Annotated in this window: 18 protein-coding genes and 1 pseudogene; 10 read left to right on the top strand and 9 right to left on the bottom strand. The window is 73.6% G+C overall.

The genetic code is table 11. The features are described 5' to 3' along the window. Nucleotides 1–109 precede the first annotated feature (109 nt). Together ACLQ2N_RS11140 and ACLQ2N_RS11145 are read right to left on the bottom strand one after the other, a co-directional pair. Nucleotides 110–628, bottom strand: a complete 519-nt coding sequence (locus ACLQ2N_RS11140; protein WP_425811598.1) for an ATP-binding protein — start codon at nucleotides 626–628, stop codon at nucleotides 110–112. Between the two features lie 186 nt (nucleotides 629–814). Continuing rightward, nucleotides 815–1,156, bottom strand: a complete 342-nt coding sequence (locus ACLQ2N_RS11145) for a hypothetical protein (RefSeq protein ID WP_425811600.1) — start codon at nucleotides 1,154–1,156, stop codon at nucleotides 815–817. Between the two features lie 229 nt (nucleotides 1,157–1,385). Between ACLQ2N_RS11145 and ACLQ2N_RS11150 the strand changes: the two genes are divergently transcribed. Next, on the top strand, nucleotides 1,386–2,522 hold the full coding sequence (locus ACLQ2N_RS11150) for a PLP-dependent cysteine synthase family protein (protein ID WP_425811602.1): 1,137 nt from the start codon (nucleotides 1,386–1,388) through the stop codon (nucleotides 2,520–2,522). Between the two features lie 4 nt (nucleotides 2,523–2,526). Here the strand turns inward: ACLQ2N_RS11150 and ACLQ2N_RS11155 are convergent, their stop codons facing one another. Beyond that, complete coding sequence (locus ACLQ2N_RS11155; RefSeq protein ID WP_425811604.1) at nucleotides 2,527–2,979, bottom strand: SRPBCC family protein; 453 nt, start codon at nucleotides 2,977–2,979, stop codon at nucleotides 2,527–2,529. A 49-nt stretch (nucleotides 2,980–3,028) separates the two neighbouring features. Then, on the bottom strand, nucleotides 3,029–3,862 hold the full coding sequence (locus ACLQ2N_RS11160) for a DeoR/GlpR family DNA-binding transcription regulator (RefSeq protein ID WP_425811606.1): 834 nt from the start codon (nucleotides 3,860–3,862) through the stop codon (nucleotides 3,029–3,031). A 241-nt stretch (nucleotides 3,863–4,103) separates the two neighbouring features. Here ACLQ2N_RS11160 and ACLQ2N_RS11165 point away from each other — a divergent pair. Then, nucleotides 4,104–6,385, top strand: a pseudogene (locus ACLQ2N_RS11165) (hypothetical protein); the annotation flags it as partial. On the opposite strand, the gene ACLQ2N_RS11170 reads toward ACLQ2N_RS11165, so the two are convergent. From ACLQ2N_RS11170 to ACLQ2N_RS11180, 3 genes are all read right to left on the bottom strand, one after another. Then, nucleotides 6,358–8,775: a right-handed parallel beta-helix repeat-containing protein gene (locus tag ACLQ2N_RS11170; protein ID WP_425811608.1), complete on the bottom strand. Its 2,418-nt coding sequence runs from the start codon at nucleotides 8,773–8,775 to the stop codon at nucleotides 6,358–6,360. The pseudogene ACLQ2N_RS11165 and the gene ACLQ2N_RS11170 overlap by 28 nt on opposite strands. A gap of 199 nt (nucleotides 8,776–8,974) precedes the next feature. Beyond that, nucleotides 8,975–9,571, bottom strand: a complete 597-nt coding sequence (locus tag ACLQ2N_RS11175) for an Rv1733c family protein (protein ID WP_425811610.1) — start codon at nucleotides 9,569–9,571, stop codon at nucleotides 8,975–8,977. 225 nt (nucleotides 9,572–9,796) lie between these two features. Further along, nucleotides 9,797–10,273 carry a DUF6643 family protein gene (locus ACLQ2N_RS11180; RefSeq protein WP_425811612.1) on the bottom strand — a complete coding sequence of 159 codons (477 nt, stop codon included), beginning with the start codon at nucleotides 10,271–10,273 and terminating at the stop codon, nucleotides 9,797–9,799. A gap of 153 nt (nucleotides 10,274–10,426) precedes the next feature. On the opposite strand from ACLQ2N_RS11180, the gene ACLQ2N_RS11185 reads away from it, so the two are divergent. From ACLQ2N_RS11185 to ACLQ2N_RS11195, 3 genes are all read left to right on the top strand, one after another. Next, on the top strand, nucleotides 10,427–11,083 hold the full coding sequence (locus ACLQ2N_RS11185) for a hypothetical protein (protein ID WP_425811614.1): 657 nt from the start codon (nucleotides 10,427–10,429) through the stop codon (nucleotides 11,081–11,083). Between the two features lie 142 nt (nucleotides 11,084–11,225). Beyond that, nucleotides 11,226–12,332, top strand: a complete 1,107-nt coding sequence (locus tag ACLQ2N_RS11190) for a DUF5954 family protein (protein ID WP_425811616.1) — start codon at nucleotides 11,226–11,228, stop codon at nucleotides 12,330–12,332. A gap of 122 nt (nucleotides 12,333–12,454) precedes the next feature. Continuing rightward, nucleotides 12,455–13,810, top strand: a complete 1,356-nt coding sequence (locus ACLQ2N_RS11195; RefSeq protein WP_425811618.1) for a TerD family protein — start codon at nucleotides 12,455–12,457, stop codon at nucleotides 13,808–13,810. Nucleotides 13,811–13,831: 21 nt separating this feature from the next. Here ACLQ2N_RS11195 and ACLQ2N_RS11200 read toward each other — a convergent pair whose 3' ends face one another. Further along, nucleotides 13,832–15,004 carry a glycosyltransferase gene (locus ACLQ2N_RS11200; RefSeq protein WP_425811620.1) on the bottom strand — a complete coding sequence of 391 codons (1,173 nt, stop codon included), beginning with the start codon at nucleotides 15,002–15,004 and terminating at the stop codon, nucleotides 13,832–13,834. Between the two features lie 58 nt (nucleotides 15,005–15,062). On the opposite strand from ACLQ2N_RS11200, the gene ACLQ2N_RS11205 reads away from it, so the two are divergent. Together ACLQ2N_RS11205 and ACLQ2N_RS11210 are read left to right on the top strand one after the other, a co-directional pair. After that, nucleotides 15,063–15,845: a glutamate racemase gene (locus tag ACLQ2N_RS11205; RefSeq protein ID WP_425811622.1), complete on the top strand. Its 783-nt coding sequence runs from the start codon at nucleotides 15,063–15,065 to the stop codon at nucleotides 15,843–15,845. Between the two features lie 69 nt (nucleotides 15,846–15,914). Further along, the gene (locus ACLQ2N_RS11210) at nucleotides 15,915–16,478 is read left to right on the top strand and encodes a hypothetical protein (protein ID WP_425811624.1); all 564 of its coding nucleotides are present in this window, start codon (nucleotides 15,915–15,917) and stop codon (nucleotides 16,476–16,478) included. Here the strand turns inward: ACLQ2N_RS11210 and ACLQ2N_RS11215 are convergent. Beyond that, a complete protein-coding gene (locus ACLQ2N_RS11215) occupies nucleotides 16,426–17,526 on the bottom strand; it encodes an O-antigen ligase family protein (RefSeq protein ID WP_425811626.1) in 1,101 nt (366 codons plus the stop codon). The genes ACLQ2N_RS11210 and ACLQ2N_RS11215 overlap by 53 nt on opposite strands. A 194-nt stretch (nucleotides 17,527–17,720) precedes the next feature. On the opposite strand from ACLQ2N_RS11215, the gene lnt reads away from it, so the two are divergent. The 3 genes from lnt to ACLQ2N_RS11230 all read left to right on the top strand — a co-directional run bounded on the left by lnt (nucleotide 17,721) and on the right by ACLQ2N_RS11230 (nucleotide 20,383). Beyond that, nucleotides 17,721–19,316, top strand: a complete 1,596-nt coding sequence (lnt, locus tag ACLQ2N_RS11220; protein ID WP_425811628.1) for an apolipoprotein N-acyltransferase — start codon at nucleotides 17,721–17,723, stop codon at nucleotides 19,314–19,316. A 29-nt stretch (nucleotides 19,317–19,345) separates the two neighbouring features. Next, entirely contained in the window at nucleotides 19,346–19,825 is a 480-nt protein-coding gene (locus ACLQ2N_RS11225) for an NUDIX hydrolase (RefSeq protein ID WP_425811630.1), read from the top strand. Nucleotides 19,826–19,957: 132 nt separating this feature from the next. Beyond that, nucleotides 19,958–20,383, top strand: coding sequence for a transposase (locus ACLQ2N_RS11230; protein WP_425811632.1), 426 nt, complete (start codon nucleotides 19,958–19,960; stop codon nucleotides 20,381–20,383). Nucleotides 20,384–20,447: the final 64 nt, after the last annotated feature.

Consider the following 20,447-nt stretch of genomic DNA (forward strand, 5'->3'; position numbering starts at 1 on the left):
GGCGCCCATTGGGGGGGGGGGCCCCCCGGGCGGGGGGGCCCCGGCTGGGGGGTGGGGCGGGGTCCGCGGGGCGGCCCCCCCCCCCCCCGCCGGACAGACCCCAGTCGTGTCAGCCCACCACGGCCGACCGCGACGCCGAGGGCGGTGAACCGTCCAGATGCTTGAGGACGCTCAGATCGAACGGCCCGTCGGTGGTGGCCCCGTACACCACGTGAGACGGCGGGGCGAGCGGGGTCGGGGCGGGAAGCGTGAACCACACGACCTTCCCCGTACCGCCCCGGGGGCGCACCCCCCAGCTCTCGCTGACCGCGGCGATCAGTGCGAGCCCGCGTCCCGACGTACTGGAGTCGTCGGCCTCGCGCACGGTCGGCAGCCGTGGATCGTGGTCGTGGACGGACACCGTGAGCCTCTCGAGCAGCAACTCGATCTCGACGGTGCATGACTTGTCCGGCTGCGCGTGCCGGTGGACGTTGGTGAGGAGCTCGGTGACGCCCAGCGCTGTCTGGTCGATCAGAGAATCGAGATGCCAGTAGCGCAGTTGCGCCGAGATGATTCTGCGGACCTGACCGATCCGCGACGGCAGGGCCTGGAGCTCCACCGTGCAGTGCCTGCTTGGCTCGCTGATCACGGCTGCGACTCCCCGAAATAGGTCCGGAAGAAGACGGAGGAACGGATCCAGCACATGGCTCGCTGCTGAGTCCGGGCCGGCGGCCTGGATCACAGTGTCACCGCCGGTACACCATGAGTGACGTGACTCCAATGTCGCTCAGGGCATACGGCTCCGCAACTCGCGGTGCTGCGCATCCCGCCCCACTCAGGAGCGGCGGCCTCCCGCGCTGTACAGCGCCTCCAGGAAGCGGTGCGAGGGCGCCGCGTCACCGGGTTTGCCGTCCGGCCGCCGCATCGTCAGCCGGTACCGCGTCCCGTTGACCCGCGCCACGGTGGCGTCCGCCCCGGCGAACCACGGTCTGCCCGCGCTCACCGTGCCCACCGGAGCGCTGTCGATCTCCCGCCCGTAACTCGTCAGGAGGGACACCCGGCCGTCCTTCACGGTGACCTGCCCCGCCCTGGTGACCGAGCGGGCCCACCGGTCGATTCGCACACCGGTCGCACTGAACTCCGTCACGCGCGTCGCGCCGAACTCCGTTTCCGACATGGCCTCTTCGCCCCCTTCGTCATACCTCTGAGACGAAGTGTGCCCATCGCCGGGCGTGCACGCCAGAGCGGGACGGTACGTAAACGGCGCATTCGGGCCGTGCAGGGGGCGCAGGGGATCCGGCCGCGACACCAAGGCACTGCTATGGACCACCAAAGTCAACGTTTGTGCAGGTGGGGAGCATATCGTGGGCCCCGCCGAGACCGGTCGCACGAGGAGAAGCGCGCAGATGGACACCACTGAGCACGGGCACGGCGGCGCAGCCGCGCCGACCGTCGACATCGACCGTTCCGATCCGGCCTACCGCGCCTGGCTCAAGGAGGCCGTCCGCAAGGTCCAGGCCGACGCCAACCGCTCCGCCGACACCCATCTGCTGCTCTTCCCGCTCCCGGAGAGCTGGGGCATCGACCTCTACCTCAAGGACGAGTCGACCCATCCCACCGGCAGCCTCAAGCACCGGCTGGCGCGTTCGCTCTTCCTCTACGGGCTCTGCAACGGCTGGATCAGGCCGGGCAAACCGGTCATCGAGGCGTCGAGCGGTTCGACCGCCGTCTCGGAGGCGTACTTCGCCAAACTGATCGGCGTGCCGTTCATCGCGGTCATGCCCCGCACCACCAGCCCGGAGAAGTGCCGGCTCATCGAATTCCACGGCGGGCGCTGCCACTTCGTGGACGACTCGCGCCGGATGTACGAGGAATCGGCGCGGCTCGCAGCCGAGACCGGCGGCCACTACATGGACCAGTTCACCTACGCCGAGCGGGCCACCGACTGGCGGGGCAACAACAACATCGCGGAGTCGGTCTACCAGCAGCTTCGGCTGGAACGCTATCCCGAGCCCACCTGGATCGTCGCCACCGCCGGCACCGGCGGCACCTCGGCGACCATCGCGCGCTACGTGCACTACATGCAGCACGACACCCGGATCTGCGTGCCCGACCCGGAGAACTCCTGTTTCTTCGACGGCTGGACCCACCACGACCCGCACGCCACCAGCGACTGCGGTTCCCGCATCGAGGGCATCGGCCGGCCCCGCATGGAGCCCAGCTTCGTCCCCGGCGCGATCGACCGGATGATGAAGGTCCCGGACGCGGCGAGCGTCGCCGCCGTGCGCGCCCTGGAACGCGCCATCGGGCGCAAGGCCGGCGGCTCCACCGGCACCGGCCTGTGGAGCGCCTTCAAACTGATCGCCGAGATGGTGGCCCGGGGCGAGCGGGGCAGCGTCGTCACACTGATCTGCGACCCCGGCGACCGCTACCTCGACAAGTACTACTCCGACTCCTGGCTGGCCGCGCAGGGCCTCGACATCGCCCCGTACACGCGGACCGTCGACCAGTTCCTGGCCACCGGCAGCTGGCCGGAGGCGTGAACCCTCAGCCGTACCGGCCCGCCGGGCGGTCCAGCATGGCGTCGAGCACCCGGCCGAAGACCCGCCTCCCGGCACCGGCCAGCACCGGGTCCGCCCAGTGCGGCAGCAGCCGTACGCCCAGCTCCTCCACCCACACCACATGGGAGCCGGCCCGGTTCGGATACACATCGATCGACGCGCGGCCCAGCACCACCCGGCCGCGCTTCTCCAGCCGGCACATCCCGGCCCGGCTCCCGGCCGGCGGGGACCAGCGGACCACTTCCATCGGATCGTCGAACGCCAGCGGACCCACCCCGGTGCGCGCCACGAACACCGTCCCGACCCGGGTCGGCAGCCCCGTCGGCACCGTGATCGTCGTCAGCGGCACCTGCGCGGCATGCCGCTCCCAGTCCGTCACCCGGCGCCAGGACTCGGCTGCGGGCAAGGAGGTGAAACGCTCGATCCGGAACACGGCCACACCGAGATCCTAGGCGGTGGAGCCTTTGCCGCGAGCGGAGCGGAATGCTTCAGCCCCCGGCGGGCCCCTCGCCACCCGCCACCAGCAGCCCCGGCAGATGCTCCTCGATCTCCGCCCGCGCACCCGCGGGCAGCCCCGCGTCCGTGACGAGCGTGCTGACCTCGTCCAGCGAGGCGAACGAGCTGAGGCCCACCGTGCCCCACTTGGTGTGGTCGGCGACCACCACCACCCGGCGCGCCGACCGCACGAACCGGCGGTTCGTCTCCGCCTCCGCGAGATTCGGCGTGGACAGCCCCGCCTCCACCGAGATCCCGTGGACCCCGAGGAAGAGCACATCGAAGTGGAGCGCCGCGATCGCCCGGTCCGCGACCGGGCCGACCAGCGAATCGGACGGCGTACGCACCCCGCCGGTGAGGACGACCGTCGCCGCACCCGGCCGGCCGCCCGGAGCACCGGGCCGCTGCGCCGCGTGGAACACGTCCGCGACCCGCACCGAATTCGTCACGACCGTCAGGTCCGGCACCTCCAGCAGATGCTGGGCCAGCGCGTACGTCGTGGTGCCCCCGGACAGGGCGATCGCACTGCCGGGCACGGCCATCGCGGCGGCGGCCCGGGCGATGTCCTCCTTGGCGCTGAGCTCCAGCGTCGACTTCGCCTCGAAACCGGGCTCGTGCGTGCTCGCCTCGACCACCGGGACGGCACCGCCGTGCACCTTCTCGATCACACCCTGCCGGGCCAGCGCGTCCAGATCCCGGCGGACGGTCATGTCCGAGACGTTCAGCTTCCGGGTCAGCTCGTTGACCCGGACCCCGCCGCGCCGGCGCACCTCGTCCAGGATCAGCGCGCGCCGCTGCTCCGCGAGCAGATTCTGATTCTCGCTCAACGCCGGGCCTCGCCCTTCCCTCTGGCCGTACAGGAGTCCGTATCGACGGACTCATCCTGCCACGCGCGGTGTCGCCGGCCCCCGCCCGGGGGACATTCGTCAGTAACGGTGACCGGCCATCAGCCGCCTTCCCCCCTGCGAGAGCGAGACGCACGTGCCCCCTCCCACCCCTGCCCCGCGCAGCCCCGGTCCCGCGCTGGAATTACTGGTCCACGGCGTGGGCGGGACCACCCCCCAGGACATGCTGGCCGACCCGCGCACGGTCCGGGTCACCGGCGACACCACCGCGGCCATCTACCGGCGCTCCGCCGACATCGACGCCGAGCAGCACCCCGACAGGTACCGCGAGAAGCCCATCGCCGAGGCGTACTGCTGGTCCAACCTCACCTCCGGCAACGGCTCCCGCGCGCTGTGGCTGCTGCTGCTCCCGTTCATGGTGATCAACCTCGCCCACTGGATGCGCCCCACCGCCCGGCGCCGGCCCCGCGCGATCCGGCTGTACGGCGTCCTCGTGCGGCTCATCGCGCTCAGCCTCACCGTGCTGCTGACCGCCGCCGCCTGCGAAGTCGCCCTGGACCTCACCGCCTGGCAGTGCGCGGGCGCCGCCGCCTGCTCCGAGAAGCGCTCCTGGCTCGGCTTCCTCTCCGCCGAGCAGGGCGGCTGGTGGTCCCAGCCCGGCCGCCGCCTCGCCCTGGCCGCGCTGGTGCCGGCCGCGCTGGTCGGGCTGCTCTGGTTCCTGTCCAACCGCACCTGGAGCGCCTACGAGTCCCAGCGCCCGCTGACCGAGGGGGACCCGGACGACGCGGAGGACGACGGCCCCGCACCCGCCGCCCACCCCGTCCGCCCCGCGCTCGGCCGGCCCGGGTTCTGGTACGGGCGCCGCCTCGTCGCCCGGCTGCGCGCCGCCCACACCGCGGCCGGCTTCCTCACCGTCACCGCCGCCGTCACGGAGGCCGCCGCCCGCCACGACCGCGCCGTCCCCGGACCGGTCGCCCCGCTCCTCGGCCGGCTCATCGAAGGGGCCCTCGCCGTCGGGCTCCTCGTCGTGCTCTGGGTGGTCTGCCGCCGGGGCCGCAGCGAACGGCGCCTCGACAACCGGCTCGACCGGGCCCTCATCACCTGGCTGCCCGGCGCCGCTGTGGCCCTCCTCGTTCTCGCCGCCGTCCACGCCGCCTGGCCGCGCCCCGGCTGGACCTCCTCCGGCAGGCTCCCCGGCGACACCACGCTGTTCCGGGCGGTCAGCGTCGCCGAGGGCGTCCTGGTGGTCCTCCTCGCGGCGGTCTCCCTCTACCTGTACCGGTGCTGCCCGGAGCCGCGCACCGTCCTGCGCGGCCTCGGCGGACCGGCCGTCGCGATGCTCGCGTGCGCGCTCGGCGGCGTGATGACCGGCGGCGTCGCCCAGCGCGTCGCCGACTGGCTGGACGGACCCGGCAGCCCGGGCATGGGGCGCAGCGCGTTGATAGAGGGACCGCCGGTGCTGCTCAGCTGGCAGGCGTCGGTCATCCCCGTCCTCCTCCTGCTCCTCCTGGTCCCCGGCGCCGTCCTCGGCGTACGGACCTGGCTGGCGGCCCGCAGGCTGGAACCCGTGGTCGAAGCGGAGTACGGGGAGCCGTTCCCCGACCCGGCACGGACCCAGCGGATCGCCCGTATCCGGGCCACGGCCGCGCTCACCGACTCGGCGCCCGGCATGGTGGGAATCGTCTCCGGAGCCACCCTGTGCCTGGGCGCGGGGGCGGTGGCCGGGTCCTGGGCCGCCGGCGAGGTCCCCGGTCTCGCGCTGGAGGGCAGCGGCCCGTTCGTCGAATCGGTGGCCGAGGCCGCGCAGTCGACCGGCTCCTGGCTGATCGGCTTCGGCTTCCTCGTCTTCGTCGCCTGCGGGAGACGGGCCTACCGGGACGCGTCCGCCCGGCGCACGATCGGCATCCTCTGGGACGTCGGTACGTTCTGGCCGCGCGCCGCCCACCCCTTCGCCCCGCCCTGCTACGCGGAGCGCGCCGTGCCCGACCTGGCCGCCCGCATGTCCGGCTGGACCGGCCGCACCAGGGGCCGGCTCGTCATCTCCGGCCACTCCCAGGGCAGCGTGCTCGCGGCCTCCGCGGTCTGGCAGCTGCCCGCCCGCGCCCGCTCCCGGGTCGCCCTGCTGACGTACGGATCGCCGATCGAACGGCTCTACGCCCGCTGGTTCCCGGCGTACTTCGGTGCCGGGCAGCTCCACGGGCTGCACCGCTCCGTGCACTGCTGGCGCAATCTGTGGCGGGCCACCGACCCCATCGGCGGCGAGATCCGGCTCGGCGAGGACTCCGGCCCCGAGGTCGACCGGGGCCCGCTCAGGGACCCGCTGGTCTACGGACGGACGCCCCAACACCCGCTGCCCGAGCCGGTGCTCGGCCACTCCGACTACCAGGCCGACCCCGTCTTCGCCGAGGAGCGCGCCGCCCTCCTGGAACGGCTCACCCCCGTGCTGCCCCAGCAGGCGGAACGCGTCGGCGAGGACGTCAGGGCAGTTCCGGGAGGTCCTCCGGATACAGCAGAGTGAGGTCGTCCGTGCTCGGCTCCGCGAGCTGGGCGACCCGGCCGGCGTGCCGCTCGACCATCGACTCGAAGGTCTGGCGAGCGGTGCGCCCGTTGCCGAAGGCCGGCCCCTTGGGCAGCTCCGCGAAGTACTTCAGCAGCGCCTCACCGGTGCCCGACGCCAGGTGGTACTCGTGCTCCTGGGACTGCTGCTCGACGATCCGCAGCAACTCGGACGGCTCGTAGTCGCTGAACGTGATGGTCCGCGAGAAGCGGGACGCGACGCCGGGATTGACCGTCAGGAACCGCTCCATCTCCTGGGTGTACCCGGCGACGATGACCACCACCGCCTCCCGGTGGTCCTCCATCAGCTTCACCAGCGTGTCGATCGCCTCCCGGCCGAAGTCCCGGCCGGAGTCCTCGGGCGACAGCGCGTACGCCTCGTCCACGAACAGCACCCCGCCGCGCGCCCGGTCGAACGCCTCCTGCGTCCGGATCGCGGTGGAGCCGATGTGCTCACCGACCAGGTCGACCCGGGACACCTCGACCAGATGGCCCCGCTCCAGCACCCCGAGCGAGGCCAGGATCTCGCCGTACAGCCGGGCCACCGTGGTCTTGCCGGTGCCCGGAGAGCCGGTGAAGACGAGATGGCGGCGGACCGACGCGGCCTTGAGGCCCGCCTCCCGGCGCCTGCGCCCCACCTCGATCATGTCCGTGAGCGCCCGCACCTCCCGCTTCACGCTGTCCAGGCCGACCAGCGCGTCGAGCTCGCCCAGGACCTCCCTGGAGGTGCGCACGGGCTCGGCGGGCGGCGCCTGCTCCACGGGGCGCGGGGCGGGGACGGAACCGAGCAGCCCGGGTGAGGACTGCGTGGCCGTCAGGACCGGGGCCGGCGGGGGAGTGGCGGTGCGCAGCCCGCTCTCGTCGCTCGTGCACTCCTCCACGACCGGCCCGCTTCCCGTGCCGCCACCGACGCCTTCGGGCAACTCGTAACCGCCGCGCGCGCAACGCTCGGTGCGGCACCGGGTGAGCGTCGTTCGGCAGCCCTCCATCACATGGAAGCCGTACCCCTCGCTGCCCGTGACCCGGCAGCCGTTGAACGTCCCCCGGCCCTCGGCGGACACATAGAACCCGGCCTCGGCGGGAGAGGTCACCGTGCACCGCTCGATCACCGGGTCGGCGCCCTTGGTGACGATCACGCCCGTCTGAGCGGCGTCGACGGTGCAGTTGCTCAGGGTGCCGCCGCTGCCGTGGTCCCGGAACCAGGCGCCGGTCGACGCCTCCCGGATGCGGCAGTCGTCCAGCTGCGCGGTCGCCCCGTCGCTGACCGAGACCGCGGTGTTGCGGACCTGGGAGAGATCGCTGTCCACCACATCGGCGCGCGAGCCCCGGTCGAGGACGAACAGGGCGTCCGGCACGTCGTGGACCCGGCAGGAATCCAGTATCACCGTCGCCCCGTCGCTGACCCAGACGGCCGGGTAGTCGCCCGTACTGTCGTGGATCTCGCACTGATTGGCGTCGACCCGGGTGCCCGGGTCCCACACCGAGAGCCCGTTGCGGCCGAAGCGGCGCACGGTCGAGCGGGTCAGCGTCAGCACCGCCCGCGAACGCAGATCCACGGCGTTCTCCGGGATGTCGTGGATGTCGCAGTCGGCGAGCGTCAGCACCGCGTCGGTGTCCAGCGTGACGCCGTCCGCCGAGGTGCGGTGCACGGTGCAGTCGGTGAGATGGGCGGAGGCGCGGGCGGTCACCTGGATCCCGCTGCCCTTGATCTCGTACACCTCGCAGCCCAGCGCCTCCAGACCGCTGCCCTCGCCGGTGACGGACAGGCCGGCGCCCGAGGCGTGGTGGACCCGGCAGCGCTCCAGCCGGGGGTGACCGCCGTCGCGCACGGCGACCCCGGACTGCCCGGCCGAGACGACCTCGCACTCCTCGAACACCCCGCCCGCGCCGTCGAGCACGGCGATGCCGACGCCCGCCGGATTGTCGACGGTGCACCGGCGCACGGTGGGCCGGGCCGCGCCGCGCACCTCGACGCCGGCCGCCGAGCGGGTCACGATCCGTACGTCCGCTATCTCCGGTGCGCCGTCCTCGACGAGCACGGCCGGGGCCGCGGAGTCCTGCCCCTCCACATGGAGGTCCTGGACGACGGCGGAGGCGCGCAGCGTGAGCGGCACCCCGTCGGCGGGGGCGATGCGCACGGAGCCGACGGAGCCCTCGGGGCCGCGCAGCGTGACCGCGCGGGCGATGACCAGGTTCTCCCGGTAGGTGCCGGGGGCGACGGTGAGCACATCACCGTCCGCCGCCGCTTCGAGCGCCGCGGTGAGGGAGGCGTATTCGCCCGTGCGGCGCCGCCACCGCGATGTGCCGGTGTGCGTCACCTGGACCGTGCCCTGTGCCATGGCGCTGTCGTGCCCCCGCCTCGTGCGTGAGTGATACCCGTGTCACCGGCCTCGCGGCAGCGACCAGCCGGGGTCCGCCTGCCGGAGAGCGACGGGCGGGCCGGTCCACCGTAGCGCGCGCGGCCGCCGGGAGTTGACCCGATGCGCAGGTCCCGGCGGCTGCCGCCTCATCACGCTCCGCACCGGCGCCGGGCACGACTCAGCTGCCGGTGCCCGTCCTGCCCCAGTCCGGGCCGACCGCCGCCCAGGCCCGGTCGATCCGTGCGTACCGCCGCCATGTCATGTGCCGGAGGATCAGGCGGCGTACGCACTCGATCAGCAGGGCGGACAGCATCGCGGCTCCGAAACCCGCGAGCGCGGCATGCGTGTGCGCCGTCGGTATGTCCATGGGCCGGAGCGCGGGGTCGCCCGCGCGGTCGGTCCAGATCCGGACCCGGGCTCCCGGCGCCGCGTTGCGCGAGGCGGTCGTCACCCTCGCCGTGCGGGCCGCGCCGTCCGGGGCGCGCCACCGGGCCACCACTTCGGTCCGCGTCAGGGCGGCGCCCGATATCTCGGGGTCGGTGACATGACGGGCGCCGGCCACCCGCCGCACCACGACGGCCGTGGTGAGGTGACGGTCCGCCCGCTGGGCGCGCACCGACGCCTGGAGCGCCGAGTCCGTCCGGACCCCGCAGAGCCAGCCGACCGCCGGGGCCGCCAGCATCAGCATCAGGAACGCGGCCAGGGCCAGCCAGGCCTCGCACCGGTCCGTCGCCCGGCGCAGCGGATTGTGCCGCCAGCGCCAGACACCCGCCATCGCTCGCACAGTCCCCGCACCCCCTTCCGCACCCGTCCCCGCCCGGGCGGTGCCGTCCACGCGCCGAGGCCGCGCGGTGTGGGCGGCCCACCGTGCTCAACGCGCGGCGCGCCCCCGTGAGTTCCCTGCGCCCCGGGCCGGCCGGGCGGAACGCGGAACGGCGCACGGCCCGTGTTGCCGGGCACCCCGCCCCGGGCCGTGCGCCGCCTGATCCGGGCGAAGGCTCTAGTAGCCCCGGCCGCCCTGGTAGGGCCGGCCGTACGGGTCCTCGTACGGGGACTGCGCCGGGACGGGCCGGGGCGCGGCGGGGCGCATCGACTCGTAACCCGACGTCGGCGCCGGGCGCTGCTGCTGCGGCGGGGGCGCCTGGTACATGCCGCGGCCACCGGCCGGCTGCTGCGGAATGTACGGGGCCGGCGCGTGCTGGAGCTGCGCGGGCTGCATCGGTGCGTAGCCCTGCTGCGCCGCCGACTGGGGGTAGCCGTAGGCCTGCTGGGGCTGGGAGGGGGCCGCGGGAAGCGCCGGCAGGGCCGACGGGAGCGCCGGCAGATAGCTGTTGCCGGTGTCGTAGGCGGCGGGCACTCGGATCGGTGCGATCTGAGGGGTGCCCCGCTCCGCGACGAGGGAGTCGTAGATCGGGGTGTCGGCAAACGACGGCGCGGCGTAGTAGCCGCCACCGTAGGTGGAGCGGGGGGAGGTCATGACACCTAAGTTAAGCCCACGATGTGCAGATTGGGGAGTCCCAATTTTGTGGTCATCGGATTTACCCTCACCCTACCTGCCTGACCTGCTGAAACATCGTTGTCTTCCCGGGCCCGTACTCAGAGGAATCCCCCCTTGATTCACCGCCGATCCATGGCTCTCATTCCGCTGCTCTTCGCACTGGTGCTCACCGCATGCGCACCGGACTCGGCCGCGCCGTCCGAATCCGGCCGCGAGGCGGTGAGTAAACGGCTGGCCGCGGCCGATGACGCGCCTTACTCGGCCGAACTCGAAGCCGTCACGCGGTCCGGGTCCGAACGGCTCCAGCTCATGGAGGGGAGGGTCAACCTCAACGCGCCCCTGACGGGACGTACGACGGACACCACCGATCAGTACACCGAGGACGTCGTGACGACCCGGCGGAAGGTGTACCGGCGCGCGGTCGGCGCGAGTGGCGCCTGGCAGGAATTCCCCGCGACGGTGGCCAAGGGCGGCATACCCCTCGACCGGCTTCCGCGGTTCGTACGCCTCATGCTCGATCACGGCGCTTCCGTGGAAGAGGGGAGTGAACCTCTGCACGTGTCCGCCCGCCTCACTCCCAAGCAGTTCGAAGCGGTGGACCGGACCGTCGGCCGCAATCTCCGCCCCGCCACCTCGGTCGACGCCGAGGCGTGGATCGACGGACAGGGACGCGTCGTGCGCGTACGCCAGCGGATGCACTTCGCATCCGGCCCCGACATTCAGGCGTCGCTCGCACTCACCGATTTCCAGAACGCAATTCCCGTGAGCGCGCCCACCGGGCGGCAATGAGGCACCGAGAGGGCGAGGCCGGGCCCTGAGCCTCACCCGCCGTGGGGCCGAAGGCGGCAACATAACGACCCCGGAGAGCACGTACGGTGGATGATCCGGCGAAAGCCGCGTACACGCCGCTCGCGGACGCCAGGATGACGCCATGAACGAACACGGTGTGCGCCCCGCTGCCCGGCCGGTGCTGGTGAGGATCCCGGTGGAGCCCGTCGAGGCCGCCATCGAGGCCGACGCCTTCGACGCGGCATCGCGCAACAGACTGGCCGTCCGCGGCCCGTTGTTCGGCGTGGCGGCACGGTCCGAGGACGACGGGGACCGGTGGAAGGTGCTGGTCCCGATCACGAACGGCTGCCCCCAGCAGGCCAGGGACGACCTGCAGTCGAAGCTGTGGTTCCGGGCCAAGGACGAGGCGGAGACCGAGGCGGAGCGGCGGGCCCTGCTCGGCGCGGTCGCGCGGCTGGAGACCGGGAAGCCGCCCGAGGTCCACGTCCGCGGCACGTGCTACCGCGTGGTGCGGGCCGAGGAGTACGCGGGGCTGGACCCCGACGGAGGCTTCGAACTGCCGCGCCCCACCGACCCCGAGCCCGCCGTGCCCGACTGGACCCGCCCCGCGGGCACCCCCGGGGTCGACGCCGGACTGGTCCTGGACCCGGACGCGCCCGTGACGCCCCTCCAGGCGGCGGAGATGCTGGCCATGCGCTCCTTCGCGTACCGGGGGAGCAGATACCCCGCCGACGTCCTGCGTGACTCCGAGCGCGCCGTGGACACCCATCCCGACGTCCTGCTCCTCCCGGCGGCCTTCATGGTCGTGGAACGGACCGGCGACGAGCGGTGGGGAGCCGGCGGCGGCCTGCACGCCACCCCGCAGGACGCACGGCGCTCCCTGGACATCTCGCTGACCTGGCTCGGGCCCCGGCAGGCGGGCACCATCCCCCTCACCGCCGGGACGGACGTGGACGCGCGCAGCGTCGTCGCCGAGGGCACCCACCCCGCGCTGGCCGAGTTGAGGGTCCTGGCCGAGGCGGCAGACCGACTGCGCGCGGGCCGGGTCAACGAGGTCGAGGCCGGCGGCACCGCCTACCGGATCGCCCGCTCACGGCGCCTGCTGCGCTGGGGGCCCGACGGCCCGGAGAGCCAACGTCCTTCCGACGTCACCATGGTGGAGCCGATGGCCCTCCACCCCCGCCTGGACGCGAACGGCGTCGTCCACAACGGCGAGGAGGGCACGCGGCCGGAGGACACCGCCACCTGATCCGGTCAGGAGGCGGCGGGCGCCGCGGCCGCGGGCCCCCGCGCCCGTACCCGCACCTCGGTGGGTCCCGGGGCGGGGCTGGCACTAGGTTGACCCGGAAAGGTCTCGGAAGCGGACTCGTGATGGGGGCGAGCATGACCATGCAAAAGGGAACCAATGTCCCAGTGACGGCCCAGGCCGTGTGTGTCGAGATCGGATGGCGCACGGCCCCGGGGACACCCGATGTGGACGCCTCCGCGCTCCTTCTCCTCGGCTCGGGCAAGGTGCGCAACGACGGCGACTTCGTCTTCTACAACCAGCCGACCCACTCGTCCCGCGCGGTGCGCCACCAGGGCAAACACACGGCCGGCGGCGCGGCCACCGACACCCTCGCGGTCGACCTGGCACGGGTGGAGCCGGCCATCGACCGCGTGGTGCTGGCCGCCTCCGCCGACGGCGGCACGTTCGGCCGGGTGAGCGGACTGTACGTACGCGTCCTGAACGCGATGAACGGTGCCGAACTCGCCCGCTTCGACAGCTCCGACGCCACCGTGGAGACCGCCTTCATCCTCGGTGAGCTCTACCGGCGGCAGGGCGTCTGGAAGTTCCGTGCGGTCGGCCAGGGCTACGGCTCCGGGCTCGAAGGGCTCGCCACGGACTTCGGCATCTCCGTGGACGAACCCCAGCAGCCGCACACGGCCCCCCAGCCCCAGCCGCCCCATCCCGCCACCCCGGTCACCGCCACTCCGCCGCCTCCGCAGTACCCACAGCCGCAGCAGCCGACGCTCGCCGCACCGATGGCGCCCCCGATGGCCCCGCCCGTCCCCCCGGCCCCTCCGGCACCACCCGTCACCCAGCCCGTCCGGCTGACCAAGGTGACGCTCACCAAGGACGCGCCGTCCGTCTCGCTCACCAAGCAGGGCGGCACGTCCGGCGCCATGCGTGTCAACCTCAACTGGGAGGTGCGCAAGCAGTTCAAGGGCTGGGGCAGCAAGCTGGGCCGGGCCGTCGCCAACCACTCGGACCTCGACCTCGACCTCTGCGCCCTGTACGAGCTGACCGACGGCCGCAAGGGAGTCGTCCAGGCCCTGGGGAACGCCTTCGGCGCGCTCCACCAGCCGCCGTTCATCCACCTCGACGGCGACGACCGTACCGGGGCCGTCTCCACCGGCGAGAACCTGACGATCAACCTCGACCACAAGGCGCAGCTCCGCCGGGTCCTGATCTTCGTCACCATCTACGAGGGCGCCCGCAGCTTCGCCGACCTGCACGCCACCGTCACCCTCCAGCCCCAGCACGGCGCGCCGATCGACTTCTCGCTGGACGAGTGCACGGTCCCGTCGACCGTCTGCGCACTCGCGCTCATCACCAACACGGGGAACGACCTCACCGTGCAGCGCGAGGCCCGCTACCTGGTGCCGCAGCGCGGCGTCAGTCCGCAGCGCACCATCGACCACGCGTACGGCTGGGGCATGAACTGGACCCCGGGCCGCAAGTGACCCGGCCCGGATATCCCTGAGTCACTGATCCGGTGCGGCCTCGGGACGGGCGTACGTACGCCCCTTCCAGGCCGCACCGCGCCCCCGGTAGTGCTGCACCGCCGAATCGACGGTCATCAGCAGATACAGCAGCGCGGTGAAGGGCAGCAGCGGAGCCGGCCACAGCGACTGCCGGTAGTAGGCGAGCATCGGCATGTACGTCCCCGCCATGACGGCCCACGCCAGCCCCCCGGCCCACGCCGCGACCGCGCCCCCGCCGAGCACCCCGGCGACCAGCGTCACCGGCGGCGCGAGGTAGACCAGCGCCAGCCCGAGCACCGTGCCGAGCAGCACCAGCGGATTGTGCCGCAGCTGGGCGTACGCGCTCCGCGAGACCATCCGCCACAGGTCGGCCAGGCACGGATACGGGCGCACACTGTCCACCCGGTCCGCGAGCCCCAGCCAGATCCGGCCCCCCGAGCGCCGCACCGCCCGGGCCAGCGACACGTCGTCGATCACCGCCTGCCGGATCGAGTCCGGCACTCCCGCCCGTACCGCCGCCTCCGTCCGCAGCAGCACACAGCCCCCCGCCGCGGCGGCCGTCCGCCCCCGCTTCCGGTTGATCCACCGGAACGGATAGAGCTGCGAGAAGAAGTAGACGAAGGCCGGCACGACGAGCCGTTCCCAGAAGCTCGCCACCCGCAGCCGCGCCATCTGCGAGACCAGGTCGAAGCCGCCCGTCTCCGCCGCCGCCACCAGCTCCCGCAGGCTGTCCGGCTCATGCGCGATGTCGGCGTCCGTGAGCAGGAGGTACTCCGGCTCCCGGGCCCGGGCCAGCGCGATCCCGTGGCGTACGGCCCAGAGCTTGCCCGTCCAGCCGGGCTCGGGCTCGCCCGGCGACACCACGGTCACCGGCAGGCCCCCGAACCGCACGGACAGGGCGCGGGCGACGTCCCCCGTGCCGTCCTTGCTGCAGTCGTCCACGAGGAAGACCTCGGCGGCCCCCGGATAGTCCTGCGCCAGCAGCGACCGCAGGCTCACCGGCAGCATCGCGGCCTCGTCGCGCGCCGGGACGACGACCGCGACCGAGGGCCAGCGCTCCGGGGCCGCCCGGCTCGGCAGCCGCTGGTCGGTGCGCCAGAAGAACCCCTGGCCCAGCAGCAGCCACACCCACGCGACAAGCGAACCCACGGCGATCCAGGCAACGGCGCTCATTGGCGGAAGTCTGCACCACTGAGCGGGGACCGCAAGGGCGGTCGACTATGGTGACCGGGTGAAGATCGCGCTCATGGACTCCGGAATCGGACTGCTCGCCGCCGCCGCCGCAGTACGCCGGCTGAGGCCGGACGCCGATCTGGTCCTCTCGTCCGACCCGGACAACATGCCCTGGGGCCGCGCCCCCGAGGGCGTGCAGGCCCACGCGCTCATGGTGGCCCGCGCCGCCGCCGCGCACCGGCCCGACGCGCTGATCGTCGCCTGCAACACCGCCTCCGTGCACGCGCTGGAGCTGCTGCGGGCCGAGCTCGAACCGGGCCTGCCCGTCATCGGTACCGTCCCCGCCATCAAGCCCGCCGCGGCGGGCGGCGGCTCCGTCGCGATCTGGGCGACCCCGGCCACCACCGGCAGCCCGTACCAGCGCGGACTGATCGGCGCGTTCGCCGGATCCGCCGCCGTCACCGAGGTGCCCTGCCCCGGCCTCGCCGACGCCGTGCAGTACGCGGACGAGGACGCCATCGAGAAGACGATCGCCGCCGCCGCCGCGCTCACCCCGCCCGACGTGCGGGCCGTGGTCCTCGGCTGCACCCACTACGAGCTCGTCGCCGAGCGCATCCGCGAGGCCGTCGGCGGCCCCGCCCGGCGCCCGGTCGCCCTGCACGGGTCCGCCGGGGCCGTCGCCGCCCAGGCGCTGCGCCGCATCGGCGCCGAACCCGCTCCGTCGGCCGAACCCTCCTCGTCCATCGCGGTCATCCTCAGCGGACGCGTCTCGGAGCTGCCGCAGGCCGCCCTGGCCTACGCGGAAGGGCGCGGACTGGCCGCCGTCGGCTCCGTCCGCTGACCTGCGGACGGCCGCGCCGGCGTGCTCGCGCCCGTCCCCCGACGCCCGTTCTTCAGTACGCTGCTCGGCATGAGGGAGCACCCCGGAGAACCGAAGCGCACCGGAACCGGCACCCACTCGCAGGTCTGGGTCGGCCGGGCCACCAACCGCACCCAGTGGGTCCTCGCGGCCCTGGGCGCCGCCTGCCTGGCCCTGGGCGTCCAGCTCGCCGTCAGCTCCAACTGGACCTCCGGCATCGCCCCGCTGCTGATGTCGGTGATCGGCTGCGTCGCCGCCGGCCTGCTGATGCTGTTCGGCACCCTCGCCTTCGTGAACGTCGCCGTCCGCGTCGACGGCGACGCCCTGGAGGTGCGCTGCGGCCACATGGGGCTGCCGCGCCGCCGTATCCTGCTCACCCAGGTGGTGGCCGCCGACTTCGCGCCCCACGTGAACCCCCGGCAGTGGGGCGGCTGGGGCTATCGCTGGCGCCCCGAGAAGGGCACAGCCGTCGTCGTGCGCCGGGGCGAGGGGCTGGTGCTGCGCCTCGGCGACGGCCGCACGTTCACCATCACGGTGGACGACGCCGAGGCGGGCGTACGGTTCATCCGGGCCCGGCTGCACCTGCCGTCCTCGGGCTTCCCGGCCGGGGCCTGACCCCGTCCTCCCCGTCCGGCCCGCAGGGCTCGCCCGCGCCGATCGGCCGCCTGGCCGACGCGAGCCCGGCCAGCAGTCCCGCCCCCGCCGTCACCGGTGTGAAGCTCAGCGCGTTGCCCACGCTCGCCAGCACGGCCACCGCCGTGAGCGTCGCGCCCGCCGCCAGCACCACCGCCGTGGACCGGGGCGAGCGCCACAGCGCGTACAGCAGCCAGCCGAACGCGGCGCCGAGCAGCACCACCCCGACGATTCCCTGCTCGGCGGCCTGCTGCCACGGCGCCGAGTGCGGTTTCCCGTCCGAGCCGAGGCTGCGCCGCGCGGTCGGGCTCAGCTCGTCGAACCGGCCGGGGCCGATGCCGAGCACGGGGTGCCGGGCCGTCAGACGGGCGGCGTCCTGCCACAGCTCGACCCGGTTGCGGGTGAGCGGGCCCTCCAGCGAGACCGTGAGCCTTTCGGGCAGGACCTCCTCGGCCATGGCCCACGAGGCTCCGACGACCAGCCCGGCTACCAGTGCGAGGGCACCCAGCCCGAGCAGCCGACGCCGCGTCCGGGCGGCGGCCAGCGAGCACACCAGCACCCCGAGCGCCGCCGCTGACCCGGCCGCCGAACCCAGGGCGAGCGAGGCGCCGGCGATGCCCAGCGCCAGCAGCCTCAGGGCCGTGACCGACACCCGCCGCCCGGCACCCGCCGCCGCGCAGCACGCGCACCCGGCGGCGAGGACCAGCAGGGCCGCGGCGGCGCCGCTCTGCCCCGGCGCATGGTCCTCGGCGGCCGTCGCGCCCGGCATGCCGTGCCGCCACAGCAGGGCCAGGAGCAGGGCCGCCAGCGCGGCGCCGGTGGCCGTCGCGACCGGCAGCAGCGTGCCGCAGATGCGCCCGCAGGCGAAGCCCGCCGCGACGGCGAGCAGGGCGAGCAGCACCCCTTCGGGCCGGGTCTCCCGACCCGCCGCGCTGATCAGTGACCACACCGCGCAGGCGGCGAGGATCAGCGCACCGGCGGCATCGGAGGCGTTCCCCCGCTCGGACCCACGCCGCACCGATTCAGCCATCACGTCCGTCCCCCGGCCTGTGACCGTCCCGTACGCGAGGGCCGGAGCCGGCCCGTCGGCGGGGGACTGGCGCACAGGCTAACGGCCGCATCGGTCATATGGGCGGAAGATGCGGAGAAATGATGCGGTGGTCGGGATTCCGCCATCGGGACGGGGCTCCCGCGTGGCCGGGCGGTCACCGTAGACTCCGCCGGGTGAGCACCACCATCGCCCAGGTCGGCGAATCGCAGAGCCCCGCCCCCGCCTCCCGGAAAGGCGGGCTGCCGAAGCGCCTCGTGCGGCCCGGTGCCGCCGTCCTCTCCGGCGTGATGCTGTACCTCAGCTTCCCGCCCCGGCCCCTGTGGTGGCTCGTTCTACCCGGTTTCGCCCTGCTCGGCTGGGTGCTGTTCGAGCGCCGGGCCCGCGCCGCTTTCGGGCTCGGGCTGCTCGCCGGGCTCGGCTTCATGCTGCCCCTGCTGCACTGGACCGGCGAGGAGGTCGGCCCGGTGCCGTGGCTGGCCCTCGCCGCCGCCGAGGCGCTGTTCGTCGCGGTCGGCTGCATCGGCATCTCCGCCGTCTCCCGGCTGCCCGGCGGACCGCTGTGGGCGGCCGCGGTCTGGACGCTGGACGAGGCCGTCCGCGCCCGGGTGCCCTTCGGCGGCTTCCCCTGGGGCAAGATCGCCTTCGGCCAGGCGGACGGCGTCTTCCTGCCGCTCGCCGCGCTCGGCGGCACCCCGCTGCTCTCGTTCGCCGTGGTGCTCTGCGGCTTCGGCCTCTTCGAGGCGGTCCGCCGCTTCGCCCGCCACCGCTCGGCCGGCGAGCTCCGTCGCGGGGCCACCGCCGTGGCGGCGGCGACGGTCCTGGTCCCCGTGGCGGCGGCCTTCGCCGCGCTGCCGCTGGTGGACGACTCGGCCGAGGACGGCACCGCGACCGTCGCCGCGATCCAGGGCAACGTGCCCCGCCTCGGCCTCGACTTCAACTCCCAGCGCCGCGCGGTCCTGGACAACCACGCCAAGCGTACGGAGCAGCTGGCCCGGGACGTGAAGGCGGGCAAGGTCCCGCAGCCGGACTTCGTCCTGTGGCCGGAGAACTCCTCCGACCTCGACCCCTACCGCAACCCGGACGCGCGGATCGTCATCGACGACGCCGTGAAGGCGATCGGGGCGCCGACCGTCATCGGCGCGGTGGTCGAGCCCGACTCGGGCCCTCTGCGCAACACCCTCATCCAGTGGCAGCCGGACAAGGGCCCCGTCGCCACGTACGACAAGCGGCACATCCAGCCCTTCGGCGAGTACATGCCGATGCGCTCGTTCGTCCGCATCTTCAGCTCGGACGTCGACCGGGTGCAGCGCGACTTCGGGCCCGGCAAGAAGGTCGGAGTCTTCGACCTCGCGGGCACCTACACCGGGCTCGTCACCTGCTACGAGGCCGCGTTCGACGACGCCGTACGCGACACGGTCGAACACGGCGCCCAGCTGATCGCCGTCCCCAGTAACAACGCCACCTTCGGCCGCAGCGAGATGACCTACCAGCAGCTCGCGATGTCCCGGGTGCGCGCCGTCGAGCACAGCCGGGCCGTCGTCGTCCCCGTCACCAGCGGCGTCAGCGCGATCATCCGCCCGGACGGCACGGTGGCCGAGAAGACGGAGATGTTCACCCCGGACGCCCTGGTGGACGAGGTGCCGCTGCGCTCCTCACTGACCCCCGCGACCCGGATGGGGCCGCTGCCCGAGGGCGTCCTGATCCTGCTCGCGCTCGGCGCGCTGGGCTGGGCGGGCGCCCTGGCGGTACGCGCACGACGAGTCCGCTGAACGGGTGGCAGGCCACGTAGGGTCGGCACATGGCCATTCCTGACTTCATCCGCGAGATCCGTGCCACCGCCGGGCAGCAGCTGCTCCTGCTGCCCGGCGTCACCGCCGTCGTCTTCGACGCCGAGGGCAGAGTGCTCCTCGGCCGGCGCGCCGACACCGGCGAGTGGTCCGTGATCGGCGGGATCTCCGAGCCGGGCGAACAGCCGGCGGCGACGGCGGAGCGCGAGGTGTACGAGGAGACCGCCGTGCGCTGCGTGGCGGAGCGGGTCGTCCTCACCCAGGCGTTGCCGCCCATCCAGTACGAGAACGGCGACCGCTGCCAGTTCCTCGACATCACCTTCCGCTGCCGCGCCACGGGCGGCACGGCCCGGGTCAACGACGACGAGTCGCTGGAGGTGGGCTGGTTCTCCGTGGACGCGCTGCCCGACCTGGCCGAGTTCGCGCTGCTGCGGATCAAGCAGGCGCTGACCGACGGGCCCACCTGGTTCGAGACCACCGATCCGCGATAGGGACGAAGCGGGAACCGGGTGGACCGCCCGGCTCCCGCGCTTCCCGGACCCCCGGGGTCGGCCGATCGGCGCGGCGTCCCTGGGCGCCGCGGCCGCCGTCCCGGACCCCGGCCCGACCTCGGCGGGGTCCCGGTGGCGCTCCTCGGCGCAGACCAGGGCCGGCACCGTGGGAGCGCGGCGGCGATCACGTACAGGACGCGTTCCTCCGCCCCTGGCGACCGCGCTGCCGCGAAGGTGCTGCTTGAGCGGGTGACCGACGCTCACCACCGGCTGGAACTCGTCTGGGCCGACGGCGGCTACACCGGCAGCCTCGTCGAGCACTGCCTGGCCGCGCTCGCGCTGGTCCTGGCGATCGTCAAGCGGAGCGACGACATGCACGGCTTCGTGGTGCTGCCCAAGCGGTGGATCGTCGAGCGTCTCTTCGCCCACCTGATGCGAAGGCGCCGCCTGGCGCGTGACTTCGAACGATCCACCAGCAGCGCCGAGGCGATGATCTACTGGTCGATGACCATGATCATGACCCGCCGCCTGGCCCGCTCACGCTCCGCGCGAGGGTGAACCGGCCCGGTGCCGGCTCGGCCGGCCAGCCCCGCGCGACCAGGCGTTTCGCCTTCGACCGCAG

The sequence above is a fragment of the Streptomyces sp. DT224 genome, from assembly GCF_049844595.1.
In the GTDB taxonomy this organism is placed as follows: Bacteria; Actinomycetota; Actinomycetes; order Streptomycetales; family Streptomycetaceae; genus Streptomyces.

What these genes read in the sequence shown, in the direction of transcription:
- ACLQ2N_RS11145 (WP_425811600.1), bottom strand. Translation starts at nt 1,156, where the DNA reads ATGTCGGAAACGGAGTTCGGCGCGACGCGCGTGACGGAGTTCAGTGCG.
- ACLQ2N_RS11150 (WP_425811602.1), top strand. Translation starts at nt 1,386, where the DNA reads ATGGACACCACTGAGCACGGGCACGGCGGCGCAGCCGCGCCGACCGTC.
- ACLQ2N_RS11170 (WP_425811608.1), bottom strand. Translation starts at nt 8,775, where the DNA reads ATGGCACAGGGCACGGTCCAGGTGACGCACACCGGCACATCGCGGTGG.
- ACLQ2N_RS11175 (WP_425811610.1), bottom strand. Translation starts at nt 9,571, where the DNA reads ATGGCGGGTGTCTGGCGCTGGCGGCACAATCCGCTGCGCCGGGCGACG.
- ACLQ2N_RS11180 (WP_425811612.1), bottom strand. Translation starts at nt 10,273, where the DNA reads ATGACCTCCCCCCGCTCCACCTACGGTGGCGGCTACTACGCCGCGCCG.
- ACLQ2N_RS11185 (WP_425811614.1), top strand. Translation starts at nt 10,427, where the DNA reads ATGGCTCTCATTCCGCTGCTCTTCGCACTGGTGCTCACCGCATGCGCA.
- ACLQ2N_RS11190 (WP_425811616.1), top strand. Translation starts at nt 11,226, where the DNA reads ATGAACGAACACGGTGTGCGCCCCGCTGCCCGGCCGGTGCTGGTGAGG.
- ACLQ2N_RS11195 (WP_425811618.1), top strand. Translation starts at nt 12,455, where the DNA reads ATGGGGGCGAGCATGACCATGCAAAAGGGAACCAATGTCCCAGTGACG.
- ACLQ2N_RS11200 (WP_425811620.1), bottom strand. Translation starts at nt 15,004, where the DNA reads ATGAGCGCCGTTGCCTGGATCGCCGTGGGTTCGCTTGTCGCGTGGGTG.
- ACLQ2N_RS11210 (WP_425811624.1), top strand. Translation starts at nt 15,915, where the DNA reads ATGAGGGAGCACCCCGGAGAACCGAAGCGCACCGGAACCGGCACCCAC.
- ACLQ2N_RS11215 (WP_425811626.1), bottom strand. Translation starts at nt 17,526, where the DNA reads ATGGCTGAATCGGTGCGGCGTGGGTCCGAGCGGGGGAACGCCTCCGAT.
- ACLQ2N_RS11225 (WP_425811630.1), top strand. Translation starts at nt 19,346, where the DNA reads ATGGCCATTCCTGACTTCATCCGCGAGATCCGTGCCACCGCCGGGCAG.